Raw genomic sequence first — 569 nt, 5'->3', positions numbered from 1 at the left:
GGCATGGGCCGGGTGCTCCCCGAAGAGGCGGCGGGTTACTTCCAGTGGGCAAACCTGCTCTGCGGGCTGGAGGGGCAGACGCTCGGCATGATAGAGGCGGACATAACGGCGGGCTTGCGGCACTTCGAGCGCATTATCGTGAACGTGTTCGTGCCCAACTCCACCCCGTTCCGGCGCGACGAGGCGCTGGTCGAAGCGTTTTACCGAAGCCCACTGTTCGCGCGGCTCAGGGACAGCCCGTCCGCGGAAATCCTCGACATACGCAGCCCGCTCGCGCCCGACACGCTGGGCGGAATCGGCTACCCTGAAGCCTCGTCTGCCCAAAACAACGTCTCTGTCCCGTCCTAGGTAGTGTGGACTAAAAAAATGAAGGCATTCATCGGCACGATATAAGCGACGAGACGTGGGAACGGATAAAAGATCTGTTGCCCGGATAGGCAGTCAAACACGGGCAGGAGAGAGCCTCTCGTCCGCCCGCGCGAGTGTCGAACCCCTGCACGGGCGGGCATGAGACGCCTGCAACTAATCCCGTTCGGCGGGAAACTTGGGTGGAAACTCCAACAAAGCCC

2 protein-coding genes are annotated in these 569 nt (G+C 62.0%); one reads left to right on the top strand and one right to left on the bottom strand.

The annotated features are described in order from the left end of the window. The coding region (locus AWU74_RS12035) for a hypothetical protein (RefSeq protein ID WP_202966438.1) at positions 1-348 on the top strand (348 nt) is incomplete at its 5' end. Here AWU74_RS12035 and AWU74_RS12030 read toward each other — a convergent pair. Continuing rightward, a partial coding sequence (locus tag AWU74_RS12030) for a hypothetical protein (protein ID WP_238580249.1) occupies positions 345-569 on the bottom strand: 225 nt, incomplete at its 5' end. The genes AWU74_RS12035 and AWU74_RS12030 overlap by 4 nt on opposite strands.

This window comes from Treponema endosymbiont of Eucomonympha sp. (assembly GCF_001028545.1).
The sequence above is the reverse complement of the archived record's forward strand: the minus strand, read 5'-3'. Positions and strand labels throughout refer to the sequence as shown.